We start from the raw sequence: 616 nt of genomic DNA on the forward strand, positions 1-616 counted from the left end.
TTCCAAGACTACAGAAAGCCAAATAAGACGTTACATCCCATAGAAAGCTTATTAACACAACGGATATATGGCTTAATCATGGGATATGAAGACTTAAATGACCATGAAGAATTACGTCATGATCCCATGTTCGCACTGGCATTAGGAAAAAGCATTAGTCAAGAGAAGGAACAACAATTAGAATTATTTAGTGATAGAACCAGTACCCATACATTTGCAGGTAATCAATTACGTTTGTGGTTCTCTTCCATTGCTTATGTTTTGATGAATGCTTTGCGAAATAAATGTTTAGTTAAAACTGAATTACAGAATGCTCAAGTTGGGACTATCCGTACCAAGTTGTTGAAGTTAGGAGCTTTGATTACAATAACAACTAGACGAGTTTTAATTGCGATTAATAGTTCTTGTCCCTATCAGCATATTTATGCTACTGCTTACCGTTGTTTGCAGTTGTTACCCAATCCTGGTTAATTCTTTTGGGACGATTATTACGCTCATTTTTAGCTTTAATTTAGGGTGGGGATAAAAGTTTTTTCTTCACTCTGTTTTCAGATGCCTAATTTTACTATTAAATTATTTATATCAGTATATATTGCCTGAATAGCTCTTGATATTT

Annotated in this window: 1 protein-coding gene; it reads left to right on the forward strand. The window is 33.9% G+C overall.

Going from position 1 to position 616, the window contains the following annotated elements:
• On the forward strand, positions 1-471 hold a 471-nt coding region (locus tag FJR09_RS24230; RefSeq protein WP_174783386.1), incomplete at its 5' end, for a transposase.
• Between the last annotated feature and the right edge of the window lie 145 nt (positions 472-616).

It is taken from the genome of Dolichospermum sp. UHCC 0406 (assembly GCF_009712025.1).
Classification (GTDB): Bacteria; Cyanobacteriota; Cyanobacteriia; order Cyanobacteriales; family Nostocaceae; genus Dolichospermum; species Dolichospermum lemmermannii.